The sequence below is a fragment of the Pseudomonas leptonychotis genome (genome assembly GCF_004920405.1).
GTDB lineage: Bacteria > Pseudomonadota > Gammaproteobacteria > Pseudomonadales > Pseudomonadaceae > Aquipseudomonas > Aquipseudomonas leptonychotis.
Genome location: NZ_RFLV01000002.1, coordinates 616,702 through 638,551, shown reverse-complemented (window position 1 = coordinate 638,551; position 21,850 = coordinate 616,702). Strand labels below are relative to the sequence as shown.

The 21,850-nt window shown below is 56.4% G+C and carries 25 protein-coding genes, 1 tRNA gene and 1 pseudogene; 20 read left to right on the top strand and 7 right to left on the bottom strand.

Annotated features, from left to right (window positions below):
- Positions 1-417: 417 nt before the first annotated feature.
- On the top strand, positions 418-843 hold the full coding sequence (locus D8779_RS13580; protein ID WP_136665008.1) for an HIT family protein: 426 nt from the start codon (positions 418-420) through the stop codon (positions 841-843).
- Positions 844-846: 3 nt separating this feature from the next.
- Positions 847-1,053: a SlyX family protein gene (locus D8779_RS13575; RefSeq protein ID WP_136665007.1), complete on the top strand. Its 207-nt coding sequence runs from the start codon at positions 847-849 to the stop codon at positions 1,051-1,053.
- Between the two features lie 52 nt (positions 1,054-1,105).
- Here the strand turns inward: D8779_RS13575 and D8779_RS20835 are convergent, their stop codons facing one another.
- From D8779_RS20835 to D8779_RS13555, 5 genes and pseudogenes are all read right to left on the bottom strand, one after another.
- A complete protein-coding gene (locus D8779_RS20835) occupies positions 1,106-1,363 on the bottom strand; it encodes a cold-shock protein (protein WP_240789741.1) in 258 nt (85 codons plus the stop codon).
- A gap of 24 nt (positions 1,364-1,387) precedes the next feature.
- Positions 1,388-1,708, bottom strand: a pseudogene (locus tag D8779_RS20970) (cold shock domain-containing protein membrane protein); the annotation flags it as partial.
- Between the two features lie 166 nt (positions 1,709-1,874).
- A complete protein-coding gene (locus D8779_RS13565; RefSeq protein WP_136665005.1) occupies positions 1,875-2,942 on the bottom strand; it encodes a GGDEF domain-containing protein in 1,068 nt (355 codons plus the stop codon).
- 101 nt (positions 2,943-3,043) lie between these two features.
- On the bottom strand, positions 3,044-3,514 hold the full coding sequence (locus D8779_RS13560; RefSeq protein ID WP_136665004.1) for a Dps family protein: 471 nt from the start codon (positions 3,512-3,514) through the stop codon (positions 3,044-3,046).
- 148 nt (positions 3,515-3,662) lie between these two features.
- On the bottom strand, positions 3,663-4,781 hold the full coding sequence (locus D8779_RS13555) for an HD domain-containing phosphohydrolase (RefSeq protein WP_136665003.1): 1,119 nt from the start codon (positions 4,779-4,781) through the stop codon (positions 3,663-3,665).
- Between the two features lie 290 nt (positions 4,782-5,071).
- Between D8779_RS13555 and aspS the strand changes: the two genes are divergently transcribed.
- The 16 genes from aspS (at position 5,072) to nadA (ending at position 18,334) form a co-directional block, all read left to right on the top strand.
- On the top strand, positions 5,072-6,847 hold the full coding sequence (aspS, locus tag D8779_RS13550) for an aspartate--tRNA ligase (protein ID WP_136665002.1): 1,776 nt from the start codon (positions 5,072-5,074) through the stop codon (positions 6,845-6,847).
- A gap of 88 nt (positions 6,848-6,935) precedes the next feature.
- Positions 6,936-7,682 carry a YebC/PmpR family DNA-binding transcriptional regulator gene (locus tag D8779_RS13545; protein WP_136665001.1) on the top strand — a complete coding sequence of 249 codons (747 nt, stop codon included), beginning with the start codon at positions 6,936-6,938 and terminating at the stop codon, positions 7,680-7,682.
- Positions 7,683-7,856: 174 nt separating this feature from the next.
- Positions 7,857-8,381, top strand: coding sequence for a crossover junction endodeoxyribonuclease RuvC (gene ruvC / locus D8779_RS13540; protein WP_136665000.1), 525 nt, complete (start codon positions 7,857-7,859; stop codon positions 8,379-8,381).
- Positions 8,382-8,402: 21 nt separating this feature from the next.
- On the top strand, positions 8,403-9,008 hold the full coding sequence (gene ruvA / locus D8779_RS13535) for a Holliday junction branch migration protein RuvA (protein WP_136664999.1): 606 nt from the start codon (positions 8,403-8,405) through the stop codon (positions 9,006-9,008).
- Positions 9,008-10,060: a Holliday junction branch migration DNA helicase RuvB gene (gene ruvB / locus D8779_RS13530; protein WP_136664998.1), complete on the top strand. Its 1,053-nt coding sequence runs from the start codon at positions 9,008-9,010 to the stop codon at positions 10,058-10,060. Before ruvA ends, ruvB begins: the two co-directional genes overlap by 1 nt.
- A 52-nt stretch (positions 10,061-10,112) precedes the next feature.
- A complete protein-coding gene (gene ybgC, locus D8779_RS13525; protein WP_136664997.1) occupies positions 10,113-10,565 on the top strand; it encodes a tol-pal system-associated acyl-CoA thioesterase in 453 nt (150 codons plus the stop codon).
- 2 nt (positions 10,566-10,567) lie between these two features.
- Positions 10,568-11,263: a protein TolQ gene (gene tolQ, locus D8779_RS13520; RefSeq protein WP_136664996.1), complete on the top strand. Its 696-nt coding sequence runs from the start codon at positions 10,568-10,570 to the stop codon at positions 11,261-11,263.
- Positions 11,264-11,297: 34 nt separating this feature from the next.
- Positions 11,298-11,750 (top strand): protein TolR, encoded by a 453-nt coding sequence (tolR, locus tag D8779_RS13515; RefSeq protein ID WP_090385281.1) that lies wholly within the window; start codon positions 11,298-11,300, stop codon positions 11,748-11,750.
- Positions 11,750-12,700, top strand: coding sequence for a cell envelope integrity protein TolA (gene tolA / locus D8779_RS13510; protein ID WP_136664995.1), 951 nt, complete (start codon positions 11,750-11,752; stop codon positions 12,698-12,700). The genes tolR and tolA overlap by 1 nt, the downstream gene beginning before the upstream one ends.
- The gene (tolB, locus tag D8779_RS13505; RefSeq protein WP_136664994.1) at positions 12,697-13,995 is read left to right on the top strand and encodes a Tol-Pal system beta propeller repeat protein TolB; all 1,299 of its coding nucleotides are present in this window, start codon (positions 12,697-12,699) and stop codon (positions 13,993-13,995) included. Before tolA ends, tolB begins: the two co-directional genes overlap by 4 nt.
- Positions 13,996-14,064: 69 nt before the next feature.
- Positions 14,065-14,559 (top strand): peptidoglycan-associated lipoprotein Pal, encoded by a 495-nt coding sequence (gene pal, locus D8779_RS13500; protein ID WP_136664993.1) that lies wholly within the window; start codon positions 14,065-14,067, stop codon positions 14,557-14,559.
- A gap of 6 nt (positions 14,560-14,565) precedes the next feature.
- The gene (ybgF, locus tag D8779_RS13495; RefSeq protein ID WP_136664992.1) at positions 14,566-15,396 is read left to right on the top strand and encodes a tol-pal system protein YbgF; all 831 of its coding nucleotides are present in this window, start codon (positions 14,566-14,568) and stop codon (positions 15,394-15,396) included.
- Positions 15,397-15,639: 243 nt separating this feature from the next.
- The gene (queE, locus tag D8779_RS13490) at positions 15,640-16,287 is read left to right on the top strand and encodes a 7-carboxy-7-deazaguanine synthase QueE (protein WP_136664991.1); all 648 of its coding nucleotides are present in this window, start codon (positions 15,640-15,642) and stop codon (positions 16,285-16,287) included.
- A 1-nt stretch (position 16,288) separates the two neighbouring features.
- Positions 16,289-16,963, top strand: coding sequence for a 7-cyano-7-deazaguanine synthase QueC (queC, locus tag D8779_RS13485; RefSeq protein ID WP_136664990.1), 675 nt, complete (start codon positions 16,289-16,291; stop codon positions 16,961-16,963).
- A gap of 57 nt (positions 16,964-17,020) precedes the next feature.
- Positions 17,021-17,096 (top strand) — tRNA-Lys (locus D8779_RS13480).
- 179 nt (positions 17,097-17,275) lie between these two features.
- Positions 17,276-18,334 (top strand): quinolinate synthase NadA, encoded by a 1,059-nt coding sequence (gene nadA / locus D8779_RS13475; protein ID WP_136664989.1) that lies wholly within the window; start codon positions 17,276-17,278, stop codon positions 18,332-18,334.
- Positions 18,335-18,396: 62 nt separating this feature from the next.
- Here nadA and D8779_RS13470 read toward each other — a convergent pair whose 3' ends face one another.
- The gene (locus D8779_RS13470) at positions 18,397-19,830 is read right to left on the bottom strand and encodes a M48 family metalloprotease (protein ID WP_136664988.1); all 1,434 of its coding nucleotides are present in this window, start codon (positions 19,828-19,830) and stop codon (positions 18,397-18,399) included.
- Positions 19,831-19,936: 106 nt separating this feature from the next.
- Between D8779_RS13470 and D8779_RS13465 the strand changes: the two genes are divergently transcribed.
- Complete coding sequence (locus D8779_RS13465; RefSeq protein WP_136664987.1) at positions 19,937-20,188, top strand: sulfurtransferase TusA family protein; 252 nt, start codon at positions 19,937-19,939, stop codon at positions 20,186-20,188.
- A 68-nt stretch (positions 20,189-20,256) separates the two neighbouring features.
- Positions 20,257-21,321, top strand: coding sequence for an AI-2E family transporter (locus tag D8779_RS13460; RefSeq protein WP_136664986.1), 1,065 nt, complete (start codon positions 20,257-20,259; stop codon positions 21,319-21,321).
- A 54-nt stretch (positions 21,322-21,375) separates the two neighbouring features.
- Here D8779_RS13460 and D8779_RS13455 read toward each other — a convergent pair whose 3' ends face one another.
- Positions 21,376-21,849, bottom strand: coding sequence for a peroxiredoxin (locus D8779_RS13455; RefSeq protein WP_136664985.1), 474 nt, complete (start codon positions 21,847-21,849; stop codon positions 21,376-21,378).
- Position 21,850 lies beyond the last annotated feature (1 nt).

Here is a 21,850-nt window from a genome sequence, read left to right as displayed (position 1 = left end):
GTCGCGAGCGGGCTACACCCTTGAGGATTTCAAGGGTTGTACGGGCTGGTAAGTGTTTTTTTAGGTTTTTTTTCTATTTTTATGGTGGGAGGAAGGTGTTTTCGGTGGCTTCATTTCGCTTGTTTTTTTACATGAATACTGCTGTGTAGCCAGGTGTGGTTGTTTGAGGATTACCGAAGGGAACAGTTTTGGTGCGTGTGTGTGAGGTGCTCTTGCTGCGTGCTGTCTATTGGTGCGTGGGAGTGGGGCTGATCTGAGTGCTGGGTTTATTGCTTCGGCGTATCCTGTATGGCCAGTGTTTTTCGGTTCGATTCTGATTGGTCGCCAATCGTTTGATTCGTGCGCAGGTGCTGGCGTTTGTGTTGTTTGTGCGTTTATTAAAACTGTGTTGGCGGGTCTGTCTTAAAGGTAATGGTTATGTTTGTTTTGGATTCGCGGTTGCAGCAGGACACTGTCTGCTTGGGTGAGTACCCGTTATGCCGTCTGCTGTTGATGAATGATGTGCAGTACCCCTGGTTTATCCTGGTTCCGCGTCGTGAGGATGTCAGTGAGTTATTTCAATTGGATGCAGCAGATCAGCTGCAGCTCTGGCGAGAAACTACGGGGTTGGCTGAGCTGCTCAAGGACTGTTTTGCTGCAGACAAGATGAATGTGGCGACCCTGGGAAATGTGGTGAGCCAACTGCATATGCATGTCATCGTGCGCCGTCGTGATGATGTGTCTTGGCCTGCTCCCGTATGGGGGCGGCATCCCACGCAGGCCTATACGGTTGAGCAGGTGGCTGCATTGAAAGCTCGCTTGCGCTCGGTGTTGGCGGGTGATTTTTGTTTTGTTGAGGGTTGATAAGTGGGAATAGACGAGCGCATTAACGACCTGCAAAGCCGTTTGGCTTTTCAGGACGACACCATTCAGGCGCTCAATGATGCGTTGGTGGCGCAGCAGCGCCTGCTGGAGCGGTTGCAGTTACAGGTGGCTGCATTGATCAAGCGCCAGGATGAAGTGGGGTCGCAATTCGGGCTGGCTGAAGATGAGGCGCCGCCGCCTCATTATTGACGGTTATAGAATCAAAAAGGCCCGCGTCATGCGGGCCTTTTTATGTGTGCGATTAACGCCGTATAGGTAATGCGGCGATCACATCTTCAGCTTGCAGGCCTTTGTCGCGCTGCATTACAGCAAATTCGACGCGCTGACCTTCTACCAGTACGCGGTGTCCTTCGCCGCGAATGGCGCGGAAGTGCACAAAGATATCGTCACCAGAGTCACGCGAGATAAAGCCGAAGCCCTTTGAGGTGTTGAACCATTTGACCGTACCTGTCTCACGGTCGCCAAGATCTTGCGAGCTTGAGGTGTTGCGTGATTTCAGGCGCAGGTTAGTCGCCAGGTGCAGGGCTACGGCTGCTGCGATGATGATTAAGCTGAACAGGTTGGCTGGTTGGCTGGCGATTTCTGGCAGCGGCGCGAGCAAAATTAAAGCTTGTAACAGTGTGCCGAGAATCAGTAGGGCGGAGACCAGGTTTTGCAATTGATGGCGCAGACCTGCATGCCAAATCGGCAGTTGTGGGGCGAGCAGCAGGTTGAGTAGACCGAACAGGCCAAGGCTTAGGGCGTCAGGCTGTTGTAGCAGTGGTTCATAGGTGTCGCGTAGGGATGGTGCAAAAGACAACAACAAGGCTAGAGCGCCCGTCAGAAGGTGGACAATTTTCAACATGTTGGATGAGCTCGCTTAATGTAAAGAATCAACAGGAAGGGCCGGCTGCGCGTATTTTTCGTTGCTGGGAGGGAGTAAAAGCGCGTGGTACCAGCCTGTGCGCCGAACCATGGAGACGGTTCGGCGACACGGGGCGTATTTAACAGCAAAGAGGTGGGGTTCTCAATCAGGCGCTGAGGGCTGTTTCGCTAAGGTTAGGGTTAACCTGGTTGCGGCCATCGCGTTTGGCCTGATAAAGCGCATCGTCGGCGCGGGTAAGCAATGTTTCCAGAGTGTCGCCTGGCTCTGCAAGGGCGAAGCCGAAGGAGGCGGTGATGCTGTCGAGTACTTCGTCAGTGCGGCGTACTTTGATGCGCAAAGATTGGATTTTCACTCGCAATTGTTCGGCATAAGCGTAGGCCGCAGTATTGTCGACGCAATCGCGCAGGATGATGCAGAACTCTTCGCCGCCATAGCGCGCAGCTATTGCACGGGCGGGAAGAAATTCGCGCAGTAATTGTCCGACATGCTGCAGAACGCGATCGCCCAGCGGGTGGCCGTATTGATCGTTAAATTGTTTGAAATGGTCAATGTCTAGCATGACCAGAACTACACCTTCATGGTCATTGCTCAAGGTTTGTTCGAGCAGACGGCTGAAGGCGTTACGGTTGAATACTTGGGTCAGGCTGTCCAGTGTTGCCGCGATATGCGCCCGTTCAAGCTGGTTACGCAGGCTTTTGATTTCTTGCTGGGCGGCTTTGAGGCGATAGAGGAACTTGTCTTGTTGGTCCTGCATCAATTGGGTGCTTTGCTGCAGCTCATTGAGGACGTTGGGCAGGTCTTCAATGAACGGTTCCTGCAAAGCAGCCAGGCCGTGCTCCAGGCTAGTCTGATAATTGCTGCTGCCAACTATATTGCGTGAAACATTGCCCTCAATGTCGTCGACCAGTTCGATGACCTGTTGCTGCCCTGCGCGGGCTTCTTCGAGTTCACCGTTGATAATGTAGTCGCGAAATAGTTTGGCGGCAGTTTCAGGAGGGAAGCTGTCAAAGTCAGCGACGGTTTTATCCAGGCGGCGATTGAGTTCTGGTTCCAAGCCTTTGCTGTAGGTGTACCAGAGAGCGTAGTGCACCGGATTAGGGGGGATGTCGTGGCGCATCATCAGCGGTACCGCTTTCTTCAGAAGCGCCGCAGCATCGCGGGTTTCCTCGGGGTACAGTTCCAGAATGCTGGGGGCTTTTGCGGGTTTGTTCATGCACGTCACTGTGGCCAAGTTGCAATTGACCAAAGCATAGAACAGCTGCGGCTCAAGCGCCTAGCAAAAGGCCCGAGGATGCGGGCCTTTGTGTGATTGACCTAGTCGGCCAGCAGGCTGCGTAACATCCAGGCAGTTTTTTCATGAACTTGCATACGTTGAGTGAGCAAGTCGGCCGTTGGCTCGTCACTGACCTTATCCAATAAAGGAAAAATGCCGCGAGCCGTGCGTACCACTGCTTCTTGGCCTTGAACCAGCTGCTTGATCATGTCTGGCGCGCTCGGCACACCTTCTTCTTCTTTTATAGAAGAAAGGCGGGCATAGGCGGCGTAGGTGCCAGGGGCTGGGAAACCGAGGGTGCGTATACGTTCGGCGATCTGGTCGACGGCCAGCGACAGTTCGGTGTATTGGCCTTCAAACATCAGGTGCAGGGTGTTGAACATCGGACCGGTGACGTTCCAGTGAAAGTTATGCGTTTTCAGATACAGGGTGTAGGTGTCGGCAAGTAGGCGCGACAGGCCTTCGGCGATGGCGGCGCGGTCCGGCTCGGCAATTCCGATATTGATTTCCATAGCGTTTCTCCTCTCAGGTGGCTCGGGGTTTGGCTGCCCGCTAATGGGCAGAGCCTACCATGGGTTTTGCCGAGCTTTACCGTGGTTTATATCAATGAAAGTGATGATTGGAGGCTATTGTTTGGCGTGGGTTCAATTTATCTAGGGCTTAGCGATGCGCCAGCTCTGGGTGCTGTTGCAGTGTCTGGTTAAACAGCTCGACCCAGTGTGCGCTGAACTGTCGTCCTGCCAGGTTGTTGATTTCCAAGATGGCGCGTAGCAGCGGACGTTTGTTAAGCGTCTGATGCGCGCGCTCGTGGGTGCGTGCATCGAAGGTGTCGACGATGTTAATGATCAGCGCGCCGGGGCTAGTTTCGATTTCCTTGAGGCCTTTTGGGTAGCCGCTGCCGTCGGCGTGCTCTTGATGTTGCAGGGCGATTTCCGCAGCCGTGTCCCAACGCGGCATGCGCTTGAGCAGGTCGTAGGCTAGGCGCGGGTGGGATTGCATTTGCCGACGCTCTTCGCGATTGAAGTGTTCTTCCTTGTGCAGCATGTCCAACGGCAGAAAGGCCATTCCCAAATCATGCAGGCAGATTGCGGCAGCGAGCTGTTCGGGCTGCTCCGGGCTGCCGCCCAGCTGATTGATCGCCAGGGCCAGATCGAGCTGGCGCAGACCGCGGCCTTGCCAGAAGTGCGAGCGGCGTTCGCTGGCTTGCATCAGTTCGATAAAAAACAGCAAGTCGGCGTCGGGCTGAATGGCATAGCGCCTTAGTATCTCGGCGGCCGCCGGTTCGTTAGTGGCAATGGCTTGGGGAGGGCGAGAGCTGGGGTCGAGTTGTTGCAGCAATGCACTGCGAATTCCGGTTTGTTGAGCTTGCGGGGCAATTGCCAGGGCGCTAAGTGCCTGGCTGAGTGCTTTGCTTTGGGCTGCATCAAGTTGTGCTTGCGGGCCGCCGAGTGCGTGTTGGATCTGCTCTTTCAGATGGTCGAGAGTGAGTAGAAGGATATCGCCCAGCAGGCTATCGAAGTGCAGCTGGCCTTCGCGCAAGCAAGACAGTACGTCTTCCATGGCTTGCGGCACGCTCATCAGCGTATCCAGGCCGATATAACCCAGGTTGCCCTTGAGGGTGTGTACCAGGCGAAACAGCTCGCGCAGACGCTCGCGGTCATCGGGGGCGTGCTCAAGTTCGATCAGCAACTGCTCGCATCGCTGGAATTGTTCGCTGGATTCCAGACGAAAGTCTGCCAGCAAATCACTGGGTATTTCAGCCAGGTTCGGCGTGGCCATAAGCCTCTCCACTTATCGACAGTCAAATAGCTGCATGCCTGAGTATAGGAAAGGCTGGCAAAAGCGCGTGGGGCGGCGGCTGCAAGTGGCGGCTTAACCATATATAATCCCGCGCTTTACTGTGTTTTGTGGGTGCGGACGGGGGCAATGAGCCCCGCCGGGCATTCAATGCCCCTGAAATGCAGTGCAATTGCGGAAAATGGCGCATGCGCCAGCCGGTTGTCCGGCCAACGAGCGTCGCAGTCACTGCGGCCCAACGAATTCAAGACTCAAGAGAAGCGACCACCACCATGATGCGCAGCCATTATTGCGGCCAACTGAACGAGAGCCTGGACGGCCAGGAAGTCACCCTTTGCGGTTGGGTACATCGCCGCCGTGACCATGGCGGGGTGATTTTCCTCGACATTCGTGACCGTGAAGGTCTGGCTCAGGTTGTGTTCGACCCGGATCGTGCCGAGACCTTTGCCACTGCCGATAAAGTGCGCAGCGAATATGTCGTCAAAATCACCGGCAAGGTGCGCCTGCGTCCGGCCGGTGCCGGTAATGCCAACATGGCCTCCGGCGCTATTGAAGTGCTGGGTTATGAGCTGGAAGTGCTGAACGAAGCGGAAACTCCGCCGTTCCCGCTTAATGAATACACCGACGTCGGCGAAGAAACCCGCCTGCGCTACCGCTTTATCGATCTGCGTCGTCCTGAGATGGCGGCCAAGTTGAAGTTGCGCTCGAGCATCACCAGCAGCATTCGTCGCTACCTGGATGACAATGGCTTCCTCGATGTGGAAACGCCGATCCTCACCCGTGCCACCCCTGAGGGCGCGCGTGACTATCTGGTACCGAGCCGCACCCATGCTGGCAGCTTCTTCGCATTGCCGCAGTCGCCACAGCTGTTCAAACAGCTGTTGATGGTGGCGGGTTTCGATCGTTACTACCAGATCGCCAAGTGCTTCCGTGACGAAGACCTGCGTGCTGACCGTCAGCCAGAATTCACTCAGATCGACATCGAAACCAGCTTTATGGATGAGGCTGACATCATGGCCATCACCGAGAAGATGGTTCGCCAGTTGTTCAAAGAAGTGCTGGATGTTGAGTTCGGCGAGCTGCCGCACATGACCCTGGCCGAAGCCATGCGTCGCTTTGGCTCCGACAAGCCGGACCTGCGTAACCCGCTGGAACTGGTGGATGTAGCTGATCAGCTGCAAGCGGTCGACTTCAAGGTGTTCAGTGGCCCGGCTAACGATCCTAAATGCCGCGTTACCGCGCTGCGTGTACCGGGCGGCGCGAGCATGCCGCGCAAGCAGATCGACGACTACACCAAGTTCGTCGGTATCTACGGCGCCAAAGGCCTGGCCTATATCAAGGTCAATGAGCGCGCCAATGGTGCCGAAGGCTTGCAGTCGCCAATCGTCAAGAACATCCCGCTGGACAACATCAATGTGATCCTTGATCGCGTTGGTGCGGTCGATGGCGACATCGTGTTCTTCGGTGCTGATAAGGCCAAGATTGTTTCCGAAGCGCTGGGCGCGCTGCGCATCAAGCTCGGTCACGACCTCAGCTTGCTGACCTGCGAGTGGGCGCCGCTGTGGGTTGTTGACTTTCCGATGTTCGAAGAAAGCGACGACGGCAGCCTGACCGCGATGCACCACCCGTTCACCGCACCAAGCTGCAGCCCGGCCGAGCTGGAGGCTAACCCAGCCGCCGCACTGTCGCGCGCCTATGACATGGTGTTGAACGGTACTGAGCTAGGTGGCGGTTCGATCCGTATCCACGACAAGTCGATGCAGCAGACGGTATTCCGCGTGCTCGGTATCAGCGAAGAAGAGCAGCAGGAGAAGTTCGGCTTCCTCCTTGATGCTCTGAAGTTTGGTGCGCCGCCGCACGGTGGTCTGGCCTTCGGCCTCGATCGTCTGGTGATGCTGATGACCGGCGCGCAGTCGATTCGTGAAGTGATCGCCTTCCCGAAAACCCAGAGCGCTGCGTGCGTGATGACTCAGGCGCCGGGCGAGGTGGATAACAAGTCGCTGCGTGAGTTGCATATTCGCCTGCGTGAGCAACCCAAGGCTGAGTAAGCCTGAGTGACGACAAGAAGCCTGGATTTTCCAGGCTTCTTGGTTACTGATGTGACAAAACCTGATTTGACGAATTACGGAGTGAGTTATGGCTGGTCATTCCAAATGGGCCAACATCAAGCACCGCAAAGGGCGTCAGGACGCCAAGCGCGGCAAGATTTTCACCAAGATCATTCGTGAACTGACCGTGGCGGCCAAGGGCGGTGCGCTGCCGGCCGACAATCCACGCTTACGTCTAGCGGTTGACAAGGCGCTGACCGCCAACATGACTCGCGACACCATCGACCGGGCGATTGCCCGTGGCGCCGGCGCGGACGAAGCCGACAATATGGCCGAGCTGAGTTATGAGGGCTACGCGCCGAGTGGTGTGGCAGTCTTTGTCGAGGCCATGACCGATAACCGTAATCGCACGGCCGCTGAAGTGCGCCATGCCTTTACCAAGTGCGCAGGCAATCTGGGCACCGATGGCTCGGTGGCTTACATGTTCGACCGCAAGGGGCTACTCAGCTTCGCGCCTGGGGTCAACGAAGATGCACTGATGGAAGCTGCCCTGGAAGCGGGCGCCGATGACGTGGAGATGGGCGAGGATGGCTCGGCGCTGGTCTCCACCACCTTTGCTGATTTTCATGCGGTCAATGAAGCCCTGCATGCTGCTGGATTTCAGGCGGATGAAGCTGAAATCGCCATGATCCCGTCAATCAGTGCGCCGATTACCGATCTGGAAACCGCGCAGAAGGTGATCAAGCTGATTGACATGCTCGAAGACCTCGACGATGTGCAGAACGTCTATCACAACGCCGAGATTGCGGATGAGTTGATGGAGCAGCTTGGCTGAACCTGTCGCTATATATGAAGCCGGAGGTGTTCGGGCTATTAGCCTGGGAGCTTCCGGCTTTTTTATAAGCATTGCCTGGATGACGTGAGCGTGGGCTGGCCCTATACTCGGCAACTGGATAAATAGACAGTATGCTGGCCGAATTTGGCTGGCATCTTGAGTGGGCGGTAGGGCATGACCTTGATCCTCGGCATCGACCCTGGTTCGCGCATCACCGGTTACGGTGTGGTGCGTGATACCGGGCGCAGCTGCGAATACGTTGCTTCCGGCTGCATCCGTACCGGCAATGGCAGCATGCCCGAGCGTTTACAGGTGGTGTTTCGCGGTGTGCGTGAGGTTATCGAAACCTACGGGCCGGTGACCATGGGCATCGAGCAGGTGTTTATGGCGCGTAACCCGGATTCCGCCCTCAAGCTCGGTCAGGCGCGTGGCGTGGCCATAGTCGCCGGGATCGAGGCGGGGCTGGATATCTCGGAGTACACCGCCACCCAGGTTAAGCAAGCAATTGCTGGCACGGGTGGCGCGGACAAAGAGCAGGTGCAGATGATGGTCATGCATCTGCTCAAGCTGGTGCAGAAGCCACAAATTGACGCCTCCGATGCCTTGGCGATTGCCCTGTGCCATGCCCATCACCGGCAAAGCCTGATTCCCCATGGGCTAGTTGGCGCCAAGCGGCGTGCGGGCCGCCTTCGTTTATAAACTTGAGTCAGGATACCAACGGTGATCGGACGTTTGCGCGGTACCTTGGCGGAAAAGCAGCCGCCTCATGTGATTGTTGACATAAATGGTTTGGGTTATGAGCTGGAAGTGCCCATGACCACCCTGTACCGTTTGCCCTCGGTGGGTGAGCCTCTGACCCTGCATACCCATCTGGTGGTGCGTGAAGATGCGCATTTGCTCTACGGTTTTTTCGAGAAACGTGAGCGCGAGTTGTTTCGTGAACTGATCCGTCTCAACGGCGTGGGGCCGAAGTTGGCGCTGGCGCTGATGTCCGGGCTGGAAGTTGATGAGCTGGTGCGTTGCGTGCAAGCGCAAGATACGTCCGTGCTGGTGAAGATCCCCGGCGTCGGTAAAAAGACCGCCGAGCGCTTGCTGGTTGAGTTGAAAGATCGCTTCAAGGCCTGGGAGATCGTGCCGGGTATGTCACCTCTTGTGGCGGAACCTCGCGGTGGTAGTGCAGTCTCAAGCGCGGAGAATGATGCAGTCAGCGCCCTTATTTCGCTCGGCTACAAACCTCAGGAAGCCAGTCGCGCCGTCTCAGCTATTAAGGAAGACGGTTTAAGCAGTGAAGATATGATTCGTCGAGCTTTGAAGGGAATGGTTTAGTGCTAGAAGCTGATCGCCTGATTACCGCCACCACCCGCGACCGTGACGAGCAGGTCGACCGCGCTATTCGCCCGCTGAAACTGGCCGACTACATCGGCCAGTCGAGTGTGCGCGAGCAGATGGAGTTGTTTATTCAGGCGGCCCGTGGGCGTGCTGAGGCGCTCGATCACACCTTGATTTTTGGCCCGCCCGGCTTGGGTAAGACCACTCTGGCCAATATCATCGCTCAGGAAATGAACGTTTCGATCAAAAGCACCTCGGGTCCTGTGTTGGAGCGGCCGGGTGATTTGGCTGCGCTACTGACTAATCTTGAGCCGGGCGATGTGCTGTTTATCGATGAAATTCATCGGTTATCGCCGATTGTCGAAGAAGTTCTGTACCCGGCGATGGAGGATTTTCAGCTCGACATCATGATCGGTGAAGGTCCGGCCGCGCGTTCGATCAAGCTCGACTTACCGCCGTTTACCCTCGTCGGCGCGACCACGCGGGCCGGGATGCTGACCAATCCGCTGCGCGATCGCTTTGGTATTGTCCAGCGCCTGGAGTTCTACAACACTGAAGACCTGACCACTATCGTTATGCGTTCGGCGGGGATTCTCGGCTTGTCGACTGACCCGCTAGGCGCATTCGAGATCGCGCGACGGGCTCGCGGTACGCCGCGTATCGCCAACCGTCTACTGCGACGTGTGCGTGATTTTGCCGAGGTGCGCGGGCAAGGCGACATAACCCGTGAAATTGCCGACTTGGCCCTGAACCTGCTGGATGTCGATGAGCGTGGCTTAGACCACCAGGACCGACGTCTGCTGCTGACCATGATTGAGAAGTTCGATGGTGGCCCGGTGGGGGTCGACAACCTTGCTGCGGCGATCAGTGAGGAGCGGCACACCATTGAGGATGTGTTGGAACCTTATCTAATCCAGCAGGGCTACATCATGCGCACCCCACGTGGACGCGTGGTGACCCGGCATACCTACCTCCATTTTGGCCTGAATGTGCCGAAACGTATGGGTGATCTTCCTGTATCCGACCTATCTGGCAGCATGGCCGAGTAAGAAAAAATACTTGCTGTACCCGATTGGCAAGACCATAAGCTAGGACTAGAGTATGCGCGCGCAAAACGGAGTTCCGCCGTTCACCCATCGTTGTCGGGTTTATTTCGAAGACACCGATGCCGGCGGCATCGTCTACTACGTCAATTACCTCAAATTTATGGAACGGGCTCGCACCGAGTGCCTACGTGATCTGGGTTTTCTCCAGTCGACGTTGGCCGAGGAGGGCCTGTTATTCGTCGTGCACTCAGCTGAAGCGCGTTATCACGCACCGGCCAAGCTCGACGACGAGTTACTGGTAAGCGCTGAAGTAATCGAATTAAACCGTGCCAGCCTGCGTTTTCGTCAACAGGTGAGGCGGGCAACGGATGAAGCGCTGCTCTGTGAAGGGCAGTTTATGGTGGCCTGTGTGCGCGCCGACAATTTGAAACCCCGGGCTATTCCCCAAGCTCTGCATGCGGCCTTTGCCGGGCAGGGCGGCGCGGGTACATCTAGAGCAGGAGAGTAAGCGTGGAAGCCAACGCCGTTGACCACATGTCGATGTGGAGTCTGATCAGCAACGCCAGCCTGGTGGTGCAACTGGTAATGCTGACGTTAGTGGCCGCCTCGGTCACTTCGTGGGTCATGATTTTCCAGCGTACGGCATTGTTGCGTGCGGCCAAGCGTGCCTTGGATAATTTCGAAGAGCGTTTCTGGTCGGGCATCGACCTGTCCAAGCTGTATCGCCAGGCGGGCAGTAATCCCGATCCAGACTCCGGTCTGGAGCAGATCTTCCGCGCTGGCTTCAAAGAGTTCTCGCGTTTACGGCAGCAGGCCGGCGTTGATCCGGATGCGGTGATGGATGCCGTGGCCCGCGCCATGCGTGTAGCCATTTCACGCGAAGAAGAAAAACTGGAGCAGAGTCTGCCATTCCTCGCCACCGTCGGTTCAACCAGCCCGTATATCGGTCTGTTCGGTACCGTGTGGGGCATCATGAACTCCTTCCGTGGTCTGGCTCAGGTGCAGCAAGCCACCTTGGCTACGGTTGCGCCGGGTATTGCTGAAGCCCTTATTGCTACGGCGATTGGTCTGTTCGCAGCCATTCCTGCGGTCATCGCTTACAACCGCTTTGCTTCCCGTGGCGAAATGCTGATTGGCCGTTACTACACCTTCGCCGATGAGTTCCAGGCGATCCTGCACCGTAAAGTGCACACCAGCGACGACTAAGCCTTAGGCATTCTCAATACAGGTTTTTCAAGCCATGGCCAGAATTCGCAACAGACGTAAGCCCGTCGCCGAGATGAACGTGGTGCCCTACATCGATGTGATGTTGGTGCTGCTGGTGATCTTTATGGTGACGGCGCCCATGCTTAACCAAGGCGTTAAGGTGGATCTGCCGCAAGTCAGCAGTGAAGTCCTGCCGCAGGACAATAATGCTCAGGTGTTGACCATCTCGATCAAGGCCGATAAGACCTACTTCTGGAATATGGGCACTGAGGTCGATGTCGATACCGTGCAAGATAAAGCGCTGACGCTCGAAGAAATGACCCGTGCGGTTACGGCGATCATCAGCCAGAGTCGTGCGACCGGTAAGCAGGTTCAGGTATTCGTGCGCGGTGATAAAAGCGTCGATTACGGCACCATCATGGCGGCCATGGGTGGCTTGCAGCAGGCTGACGTGGGTAACGTCGGGCTGATTACCGAGGCCCCCTGATGCAGTACCAGCGCGAGCGTTCGCCCTCGGAAAGTCTGTTTTGGCCTCTGGTCTGGGCTGTAGGGCTGCACGTCATCATGTTTGCCATGTTGTTCGTCAGCTTCGCTTTTGCCCCTGACCTGCCGCCGGCTAAGCCGGTGGTGCAGGCGACCTTGTACAAGTTGCAATCACAGAGCCAGGCCACCACCCAGACCAACCAGAAAATTGCCGGCGAAACTAAAAAAACCACAGCGCCGGTGTACGAAACCGAACAGCTTGAGCAAAAAAAAGCTGAGCAGGAGAAAGTAGCCGCCAAGGCTGCGGAACAAAAGAAAGCCCAAGAGGCTCAGAAGGCGGAAGCGGCAAAAAAGGCTGATGCAGAGAAAAAGACTGCTGAGCAGAAAAAACTGGCAGATGTAGCCAAGAAGAAGGCGGCTGACGAAGCCGCAAAAAAGAAGGCCGCTGAGGGCGCCAAGAAAAAAGCTGCAGAAGAGGCGAAGAAAAAGGCGGCCGATGCCGCCAAGAAGAAAAAAGCCGCTGAAGATGCCAAGAAAAAAGCTGCTGAAGCCTCGCAGCGTAAATCTGTAGAGGATAAGAAGGCTGCTGCCTTGGCCGAATTGCTTTCAGACGATGTCGGTCGCCAGCAAGCAATTGCCGATACCGTTGGTGATGAAGTAGCTGGTAGCTTGGATGATTTGATTGTGATGCTGGTCAGCCAGCAATGGCGACGTCCGCCATCAGCGCGTAATGGCATGAGCGTAGAAGTACTGATCGAAATGCTGCCGGATGGCACCATTACCAATGCCAGCGTGACCCGCTCCAGTGGCGATTCGCCATTTGATAATTCTGCCGTGCAAGCAGTGCGTAACGTCGGCCGAATTGCCGAAATGCAACAGTTGGACCGCGCCACTTTTGATCGCCTATACCGGCAGCGTCGTGCTGTCTTCAAACCGGAGGATTTAGGTCTGTGAATACCCTGATGCGTATTGTTCTGCTCGGTCTGACCTTAGTGGTCGGCACGGTGCAGGCCGCTGATCCGCTGGTGATCAGCAGTGGTACTGACCGCGCCACACCCATCGCCGTGGTGCCTTTTGGCTGGCAGGGTGGCAGCGTATTGCCCGAGGACATGGCTGAAATCATCGGCAAAGATCTGCGCAACTCCGGTGTTTTCGAGCCGATCCCGCGGCAAAATATGATCAGCCTACCGACTCAAGCCAGTGAAGTGATCTACCGCGACTGGCAAGCACTTGGCGCGCAGTATGTGCTGGTCGGCAGCATTGTACCGAACGCCGCTCGTCTGCAAATCCAGTTCGCCCTGTTCAACGTCACCACTCAGCAGCAAGTCATGACGGGCAGTGTTGGCGGCGGTGTTGATCAGCTACGTGACATGGCTCACCACATTGCTGATCAGTCGTTTGAGAAGCTGACGGGCGTCAAAGGCGCATTTTCTACCCGGATGCTTTATGTAACTGCCGAGCGCTTTTCGGTGAACAACACCCGTTACACCCTGCAGCGCTCGGACTATGACGGCGCCCGTGCGGTAACCCTGTTGCAGTCACGCGAACCGATTCTCTCGCCATCGTTTGCTCCGGACGGTCGTCGTATTGCTTATGTGTCGTTTGAGCAGAAGCGTCCGCGTATTTTCGTTCAACATATCGACACTGGGCGTCGTGAGCAGATCACCAATTTTGAAGGTTTGAATGGTGCGCCAGCGTGGTCGCCCGATGGCAATCGCTTGGCATTTGTTTTGTCCAAGGACGGTAATCCGGAAATTTATGTGATGGACATGGGCAGTCGCCAGGTTCGCCGAGTGACTAACCAGCAATCGATCGATACCGAGCCGTTCTGGGGTAAAGACGGCCAGACGCTGTACTTCACCTCGGATCGTTCCGGCAAACCACAGATCTACAAAACCAATATCAATGGCGGTTCGGCAGAGCGTGTGACCTTTATCGGTAACTACAACGCTAACCCGAAGCTTTCTGCTGATGAAAAAACCCTGGTTATGATTCACCGCCAGGATGGTTACACCGTGTTCAAGGTGGCGGCACAAGACCTGCAGCGCGGCAATTTGCGCATTCTTTCAGACACCAGTCTGGATGAGTCGCCTACTGTTGCGCCTAACGGCACCATGGTAATCTACGCCACCCGCCAGCAGGGCCGGGGAGTCTTGGTATTAGCGTCCACCAATGGACGTGTGAGGCTCCCTCTTCCTACCGCTCAAGGCGAAGTTCGAGAGCCTTCTTGGTCCCCTTACCTGAACTGATGCGGCGCTACACCTTTATTGCTGTCTGCAACACTGCTTAACACACTGGGGTTCATTAGGAGTTACATGATGGAAATGCTTAAATTTGGTAAGTTCGCCGCGCTGAGCCTGGCTCTGGCCGTTGTTGTTGGTTGCTCCTCGAAAGGCGGCGACGCTGCTGGCGAAGGCGCTACCGATCCTAACGCTGGCTATGACGCCAACAGCGGTATCGACAGCAGCCTGAGCGAAGAAGCTGCTCTGCGCGCTATCACCACTTTCTACTTCGAATACGACAGCTCCGACCTGAAGCCAGAGGCCATGCGCGCTCTGGACGTGCACGCCAAAGACCTGCAAGGCAATGGCGCTCGCGTAGTTCTGGAAGGCCACGCTGACGAGCGCGGTACTCGTGAATACAACATGGCTCTGGGCGAGCGTCGCGCCAAGGCTGTGCAGCGTTACCTGGTACTGCAGGGCGTTTCCCCAGCTCAACTGGAACTGGTTTCCTACGGTGAAGAACGCGCTATCGCCACTGGTAACGACGAGTCCTCGTGGGCTCAAAACCGTCGCGTCGAACTGCGTAAGTAATTCGATATGCGAACGTGCCAGCGTGCTTTAACCGTTTTGGCGCTCAGCCTGCCGCTTATGGCGTGGGCTGAGGTTCCCGTGGTGGATAATAATGCCGGTTACGGCAGCAGTTATCCGCCTGCTGGTTACGGTACGTCCGGCACCTCCGTCGCAACAGGGGCTGCGGCCCCTGTTACGGCGCAGGGCATGCTGTTCAACCAGTTACAGCAGATGCAGCAAGAGATCGCACAGCTGCGCGGTACGCTGGAAGAGCAACAAAATGAGATTCAGCGTCTTAAACAGGAAAGCCTGGATCGTTATCAGGATCTTGATAAGCGACTGAGTGGTGGCGCGGCAGGTGCTGCGGTCAACCAGAATTCTTCAACCGCTGGGGCAATCAATGCCAGCGGTACGCCAACCCCGCCAACCCCGCCAGCAGCGGGTCAAGCACAAACGCCGGCCAGTAACGAGCCGGCCGATCCGGCAAAGGAAAAGCTGTTTTATGAAGCGGCCTTTGATCTGATCAAGGTCAAAGACTTTGATAAGGCCAATCAGGCGTTCGCCGCATTTTTGCGCAAGTACCCTGATAGCCAGTACGCAGGTAATGCTCAGTACTGGCTGGGAGAAGTGAATTTGGCGCAAGGCGATTTACAAGGTGCGGGCCAGGCGTTTGCTCGGGTCAGTCAAACCTACCCAAGCCACACCAAGGTGCCCGATTCGCTGTTCAAGCTTGCCGATGTCGAACAGCGTCTGGGTAACAGCGACAAGGCCAAGGGTATTCTGCGGCAGGTGATTGCTCAGTATCCAGGCAGCTCGGCGGCTCAGTTGGCGCAACGTGATTTGCAGCGTTTGCCGTAGAGGCTGAGCGTGCAATAGAGAAACCCGTGCCTTGCACGGGTTTTTTGTTGCTGCTTTTCTGGCTCCATTCTGTGGCTGCTGTGCGACAAGTCTTTTATGGCCAGCCATCCCTGGCGGCCACCCTGCGGGCCGTCGCTACGCAACGTTAAAAACTGCTCCTGGCAGTTTTTTCGTATACAATCCGCGGCCCTTTTCCCGCAACGGAGGCGGACAGCCTGTTTAGCTGTCACGCCCGTGGCTGATATGCAAGAAACCCTGCGAATTACCGAGATTTTCTACTCGCTGCAGGGCGAGACGCGCACCGCCGGCTTGCCGACTGTGTTCGTTCGCCTGACCGGCTGTCCTTTGCGTTGCCAATACTGCGACACCGCCTATGCCTTTAGCGGCGGTGAAATCATGTCGCTGGATGCCATTGTCCTGCAGGTGGCGAGCTATAAGCCTCGCTATATCTGTGTGACCGGTGGCGAGCCGTTGGCGCAACCCAATTGCATTCCTTTGCTCAAGCGTCTGTGTGATGCCGGCTATGAGGTGTCGCTGGAAACCAGTGGTGCGTTGGATGTGTCGGCTGTTGATCCGCGGGTGAGTAAGGTGCTCGACCTGAAAACACCCGGATCGGCCGAAGTGGCGCGTAACCGCTACGAGAATATCGAGCTGCTGACGCCTAACGATCAGGTCAAGTTCGTGATCTGCTCGCGAGAGGACTACGACTGGGCGGTGAGTAAGCTGATCCAGTACCGACTGGATGCGCGCGTCAGCGAGGTGCTGATGTCGCCCAGTCATCACGAGCTGGACGCACGCTCGCTGGCTGAGTGGATCATTGCTGACAATCTGCCTGTGCGTTTGCAAATGCAGCTGCACAAGATTCTCTGGAATGATGAGCCGGGACATTGAGATGAGCGATAAAAAAGCGGTAATTCTGCTGTCAGGCGGTCTTGATTCCGCCACTGTTGTTGCCCTGGCCAAAGCTGAAGGCTACAGCTGTTACACCATGAGTTTTGATTATGGTCAGCGCCACCGCTCCGAATTGGATGCGGCTGAGCGGGTGGCTCGGCACTTGGGTGTGGTTGAGCACAAGGTGATTGGTTTGAACCTCAACGGCATGGGCGGCTCAGCGCTGACCGATAGCCGCATCGAGGTGCCAGAAAGCCCGACTGAAGGCATCCCGGTGACCTATGTGCCGGCACGCAACACCGTGTTTCTTTCGCTGGCATTGGGTTGGGCTGAAGTGCTGGGCGCCCGGGATATTTTTATCGGGGTCAATGCTGTGGATTACTCCGGCTACCCGGACTGTCGTCCGGAGTTTGTTGAGGCGTTTGAGCGTATGGCCAATTTGGCCACCAAGGCTGGGGTAGAGGGTCAAGGCTTCCGAATTCAGGCGCCGCTGCAAAATATGAGCAAGGCTGAGGTCGTTCGGGCGGGTATGCAGCATGGTGTGGATTACGCCTTGACTGTGTCGTGCTATCAGGCGGATGAGCAGGGAAGGGCCTGTGGCAAATGCGACAGCTGCCGTCTGCGTGCGGCGGGTTTTGCGTCGGCTGGTGTGGTTGATCCCACTCGTTATTTTTAAAAAGTTTTCGTGAAGTGTTGAATTTCTGAATTAAATCAGTATCATGCGCCTCGCGTCGGGTCGTTAGCTCAGTTGGTAGAGCAGTTGGCTTTTAACCAATTGGTCGTAGGTTCGAATCCCACACGACCCACCATATTTCCTTCTACGGAAGGACAAGAAGCCTGAAAGTTCTATTAAAGGAATTTTCGGGCTTTTTTTCATCTGTCGTTTTTATCTTGGCCACCTTTTGTGGTCAGTGTTCGTCAGCCCTCGCGCCATGCTGACGGGTATACTCGAGTTCCGCGCTGATAGACCTTCACAGGGCCTGATGACATGACGCAGATTTCCGAACGCCTGCTGGTACAAGCCCACCTCGATGCCAAGCAGCCCAAGCCGCTGACGCCTGAGCAGGAGGCTTTTTATCGCGCCGAGATCGCCGCTGAACTAAAAAAACAGAATGCGGTGTTGGTGGCGCACTACTACTGCGACCCCGTGTTGCAAGCGCTCGCTGAGGAAACCGGTGGTTGTGTTTCCGACTCCCTAGAGATGGCCCGTTTTGGTAATGCCCACCCTGCGCAAACGGTGCTGGTGGCCGGTGTCAAGTTTATGGGTGAAACGGCGAAGATTCTCAATCCAGAAAAACGCGTATTGATGCCTACGCTGGAGGCGACGTGTTCGCTCGACCTGGGTTGTCCGGTGGAAGAGTTCTCGGCGTTCTGTGACCAGCATCCGCAGCGCACGGTGGTGGTGTATGCCAATACCTCGGCGGCGGTAAAGGCGCGGGCTGATTGGGTGGTAACCTCCAGCTGCGCGGTGGAAATCGTCGAGCACCTGATGGATAACGGCGAAAGCATCATCTGGGCACCGGATCAGCATCTGGGTCGTTACATCCAGAACAAAACCGGTGCTGACATGTTGCTGTGGGACGGTGCCTGCATCGTTCACGAGGAGTTCAAGGCCAAGCAGCTGGAAGACATGATGGCGCTGTATCCGGAGGCTGCAGTATTGGTGCACCCGGAGTCGCCGACAGCGGTGATCGATCTGGCCGATGCTGTGGGTTCCACCAGTCAGCTGATTGCTGCCGCACAGAGCTTGCCGAACAAGACCTTTATCGTTGCCACTGACGCCGGCATTTTTTACAAGATGCAGCAGCTGTGCCCAGACAAGGAGTTTGTTGCCGCGCCAACGGCGGGTAACGGTGCCGCTTGCCGCAGTTGTGCACATTGCCCGTGGATGGCGATGAATACCCTACAGCGCACATTAGAGTGCCTGCGCGAGGGCAGTAACGAGGTCTTTGTCGACCCGGCATTGATCCCTAAAGCCATCAAGCCGCTCAAACGTATGCTCGACTTCACTCAGGCCGCGCGGCTCAAGCTGAGTGGCAACGCTTAAGCGATAAGCGATAAGTAAAAGCCAGGCATTTGCCTGGCTTTGTTTTTTAGTGGAGTCCAGCGCTAGCGCAGCATCTGCTCGATGATGCGCTGCTCTTCGATTAACTCACGTTGCCTGGCGTCGATGCGTGAGGCCAGTTGGAAGTTGTTGCTGGCTCGGCGCTTGGCGAAGTCGAGCTGCTCCAGCGCCTGGTTGTAGTCGCCGACTAGGGCAAAATATTCGCCGCGGGCCTGGTGCAGACCAATGGTGTTACCGCTCAGGCCGCGTACTTCTGCCACCTGGTACCAAACGTCCGGGTCTTTGCCACGGCTTTTCAGCATGTCATCAAGCGCGCGCTCTGCTTCTTGGGTGCGCGCCTGCTTCATCAGCAGGTCGATGTGTGCTTGGTTCACCGGGTAGTTGTTTGGGTACAGGCTCAGTAAGCGGTCGACGCGACTCTGAGCATCACTCAAGCGATTGGCGGCCATGTCCAGTTCTACCTGGGCCAGGTTATAGCTCACATCGTTGGGTGAGGTATCCAATAACGGTTGCAGCGTCTCGCGGGCCTGTTTGTGTTGGCCGCTTTTGATCTGTGCGATGGCCAGCCCATAGCGTGCGGCTTCCATCTTCGGGTTTTCGTCGAGCATATTGCGAAAGCGTTTAGCGGCTAACCCAGGGGTTTCTTCGTAGGTCAGCTGCACGCGAGCACGCATTAGCTGGTAGCGCACGCTATCAGTGATGCCTTCTGCGGCGTATTGCTCGGCACGGTTGCGAGTGTCGGCGATACGCGACTCTGATACCGGGTGCGTCAGAAGAAATTCGGGCGGCTTACGGTCGTAGCGATACTGGCGCATCAGGCGTTCGAACATGCTGGGCATGGCGCGCGGATCAAAACCGGCCTTCTCCAGGTTAACCAGGCCGATGCGATCAGCCTCTTGCTCGTTCTGCCGGGAGAAGCGTCGCTGTTCTTGCATGGCGGCGGCCTGCGTGGAGGCAATAGCCGCAATGCCCAGGTCGCCTGCACCCGCCGCAGCGGCAATAATCCCCGCAAGCATGCCGGCCATTACCGGTATTTGCATGCGTTGCTGAGCTTCCAGTCCGCGCGCGAAGTGGCGCTGCGACAAGTGCGCCAATTCGTGCGCCATGACCGAGGCGTATTCAGCCTCGGTCTGAGCATACAAAAACAGCCCGCCGTTTACCCCGACAATACCGCCGGGTGCGGCAAACGCGTTGATCTGCGGACTGTTGAGCATAACGAACTCTAAGCGCCGGTCCTGCAGTTGGCTGGTTTCGCTCAGGCGGTACACGCTGGTTTCGACGAAGTCCTTGAGTTGCGGGTCGTCGAGCTGGCTGACTTGGCCGCGCACCAAGCTCAGCCAGGCGCGCCCGAGCTGGTGTTCTTGTTGCGGTGAAACAATGGACGAACTGGCATCGCCAAGGGAGGGCAGGTCACTGGCCATGGCGGGGGTTGCCAGCAGGCAGGCCAGCGTCAACAGGGTAGGGCGCAGAAGGCTCATGCACAAAGCTCATGTTGAACAAAGGCGCTACTGTAGCTGGCCGGAAGCGGTGCTGGCCAGGGTTGTGCGGCCTTGGGTATCCTTGCGGCCCTCTTGGAGTAACTCAATGACTGATATGCAATGGCGTGCCGAGGACTTCGATGCGCAACTGGACGTCTGTGGTCTTAACTGTCCGCTTCCCTTACTCAAGGCCAAGCTGGAGCTTAATCGCCTTGCCAGTGGCGCTGTGCTTATGGTCGAGGCCACTGATGCGGGTTCGCAGCGCGATTTTCGTGCCTTCGCCAATCTGGCGGGGCATAGCCTGTTGCGCGAAGAGGTTGAGGCAGGTGTTTACCGTTACTGGTTACGTAAGGCTTAGATTTTTACAGTAAGTACAGAATTTGAGGTGGCATAACTCCGCTGCTGCCCTAGGAAACAGGAGTGACAATGTTCAAGGTGTTGCAGGATTGGTTGCATCGTTATTTCTCCGACGAGCAGGCGGTGGTGCTGGCGTTGCTGTTGATCGTCGGTTTCGCTGCCATTCTGACTTTGGGCGGTATGTTGGCCCCTGTGTTGACCGGTTTAGTGCTCGCGTTTTTGATGCAGGGTTTGGTTAACGCTTTTGAGCGCATGCGCTTGCCACATGTGGCGGCGGTCTGGCTGGTGTTCACTTTGTTTATGAGCATGCTGGCCTTGTTTATGCTGGTCCTGATGCCATTGCTCTGGCAGCAGCTGAGTACCTTGTTCAACGAGCTGCCGCGTATGGCCACAGAGTGGCAGTCGGTGTTTATGTTGTTACCGCAGCGCTACCCGAATCTGATCAGTGATGCGCAGATCGTACAGCTGATCGGCAGTTTGCGAGGGGAGGCGGGCAAGTTCGGCCAATGGGCGCTGTCATTCTCTCTGTCCAGTTTACCGATGCTGGTCAGCATCATGATCTACCTAGTGCTGGTGCCGATTCTGGTGTTCTTCTTTCTCAAGGATCGCGAGGTTATTAGTCAATGGTTTCGCGGCTACCTGCCGCGTGAACGTGCGCTGATTACCCGGGTGGCGGAGGAGATGAACACGCAAATCGCCAACTATATCCGCGGCAAGGTGATCGAAATCATCATCTGCGGCGTGGTCACCTACATCGCGTTCGTTTACATGGGGCTTAACTACGCGGCGCTGCTGGCTTTGTTGGTCGGTTTGTCGGTGGTGGTGCCTTATATCGGCGCGGTGGTAGTGACGGTGCCGGTGGCGCTGATTGGCCTGTTTCAATGGGGCTTCGCTGACCAGTTTATCTACCTGATGGTGGTCTACGGCATCATTCAGGCGCTTGATGGCAATGTGCTGGTGCCGCTGTTGTTTTCTGAGGCAGTCAACCTGCATCCGGTGGCAATTATCTGCGCCGTACTGTTATTTGGTGGCATGTGGGGCTTCTGGGGGGTGTTTTTCGCCATCCCGCTGGCGACCTTGTTCAAGGCGGTGATCGATGCCTGGCCGCGCAGCGAGCCAGTGGTTATGCCGTAGCGCGCAGGCATAAAAAAGCCGGTCAGTTGACCGGCTTTTTTATTGCGCCAATGCTCAGGTCTTATGCAGTGCCTGAGCGGCGGCCAGTACGGCATCAACATGGCCTGGTACTTTAACGCCACGCCACTCTTGGCGTAGCACACCTTCTTTGTCGATCAAGAAGGTGCTGCGATCAACGCCCAGGTATTCCTTGCCGTAGAGCTTCTTAAGCTTGATTACATCGAACAGCTGGCACACAACCTCTTCCTTGTCGCTAATCAGCTCGAAGGGGAACGCTTGCTTGCACTTGAAGTTCTCGTGGGATTTCAGGCTGTCGCGTGAAACACCGAAGACCAGTGTATTGGCCGCCTGAAACGCCGGGTATTGATCGCGAAAGCCCTGGCCTTCGGTGGTGCAACCCGGGGTGCTGTCTTTCGGGTAGAAGTAGATCACCACTTGTTGGCCTTGGAGTGCGGACAACTGGATGGTCTGGCCGCTGGTGGCTTGCGCCTGGAAGTCGGCAACCGGTGTATCAATTGCTACGGCCATA

What these genes read in the sequence shown, in the direction of transcription:
- ybgF (WP_136664992.1), top strand. Translation starts at nt 14,566, where the DNA reads ATGCGAACGTGCCAGCGTGCTTTAACCGTTTTGGCGCTCAGCCTGCCG.
- D8779_RS13545 (WP_136665001.1), top strand. Translation starts at nt 6,936, where the DNA reads ATGGCTGGTCATTCCAAATGGGCCAACATCAAGCACCGCAAAGGGCGT.
- D8779_RS13470 (WP_136664988.1), bottom strand. Translation starts at nt 19,830, where the DNA reads ATGAGCCTTCTGCGCCCTACCCTGTTGACGCTGGCCTGCCTGCTGGCA.
- D8779_RS13460 (WP_136664986.1), top strand. Translation starts at nt 20,257, where the DNA reads ATGTTCAAGGTGTTGCAGGATTGGTTGCATCGTTATTTCTCCGACGAG.
- queC (WP_136664990.1), top strand. Translation starts at nt 16,289, where the DNA reads ATGAGCGATAAAAAAGCGGTAATTCTGCTGTCAGGCGGTCTTGATTCC.
- pal (WP_136664993.1), top strand. Translation starts at nt 14,065, where the DNA reads ATGGAAATGCTTAAATTTGGTAAGTTCGCCGCGCTGAGCCTGGCTCTG.
- D8779_RS13560 (WP_136665004.1), bottom strand. Translation starts at nt 3,514, where the DNA reads ATGGAAATCAATATCGGAATTGCCGAGCCGGACCGCGCCGCCATCGCC.
- ybgC (WP_136664997.1), top strand. Translation starts at nt 10,113, where the DNA reads ATGCGCGCGCAAAACGGAGTTCCGCCGTTCACCCATCGTTGTCGGGTT.
- D8779_RS13455 (WP_136664985.1), bottom strand. Translation starts at nt 21,849, where the DNA reads ATGGCCGTAGCAATTGATACACCGGTTGCCGACTTCCAGGCGCAAGCC.
- tolA (WP_136664995.1), top strand. Translation starts at nt 11,750, where the DNA reads ATGCAGTACCAGCGCGAGCGTTCGCCCTCGGAAAGTCTGTTTTGGCCT.
- D8779_RS13555 (WP_136665003.1), bottom strand. Translation starts at nt 4,781, where the DNA reads ATGGCCACGCCGAACCTGGCTGAAATACCCAGTGATTTGCTGGCAGAC.
- ruvC (WP_136665000.1), top strand. Translation starts at nt 7,857, where the DNA reads ATGACCTTGATCCTCGGCATCGACCCTGGTTCGCGCATCACCGGTTAC.
- D8779_RS13580 (WP_136665008.1), top strand. Translation starts at nt 418, where the DNA reads ATGTTTGTTTTGGATTCGCGGTTGCAGCAGGACACTGTCTGCTTGGGT.
- aspS (WP_136665002.1), top strand. Translation starts at nt 5,072, where the DNA reads ATGATGCGCAGCCATTATTGCGGCCAACTGAACGAGAGCCTGGACGGC.
- D8779_RS13465 (WP_136664987.1), top strand. Translation starts at nt 19,937, where the DNA reads ATGACTGATATGCAATGGCGTGCCGAGGACTTCGATGCGCAACTGGAC.
- D8779_RS13565 (WP_136665005.1), bottom strand. Translation starts at nt 2,942, where the DNA reads ATGAACAAACCCGCAAAAGCCCCCAGCATTCTGGAACTGTACCCCGAG.
- tolR (WP_090385281.1), top strand. Translation starts at nt 11,298, where the DNA reads ATGGCCAGAATTCGCAACAGACGTAAGCCCGTCGCCGAGATGAACGTG.
- nadA (WP_136664989.1), top strand. Translation starts at nt 17,276, where the DNA reads ATGACGCAGATTTCCGAACGCCTGCTGGTACAAGCCCACCTCGATGCC.
- queE (WP_136664991.1), top strand. Translation starts at nt 15,640, where the DNA reads ATGCAAGAAACCCTGCGAATTACCGAGATTTTCTACTCGCTGCAGGGC.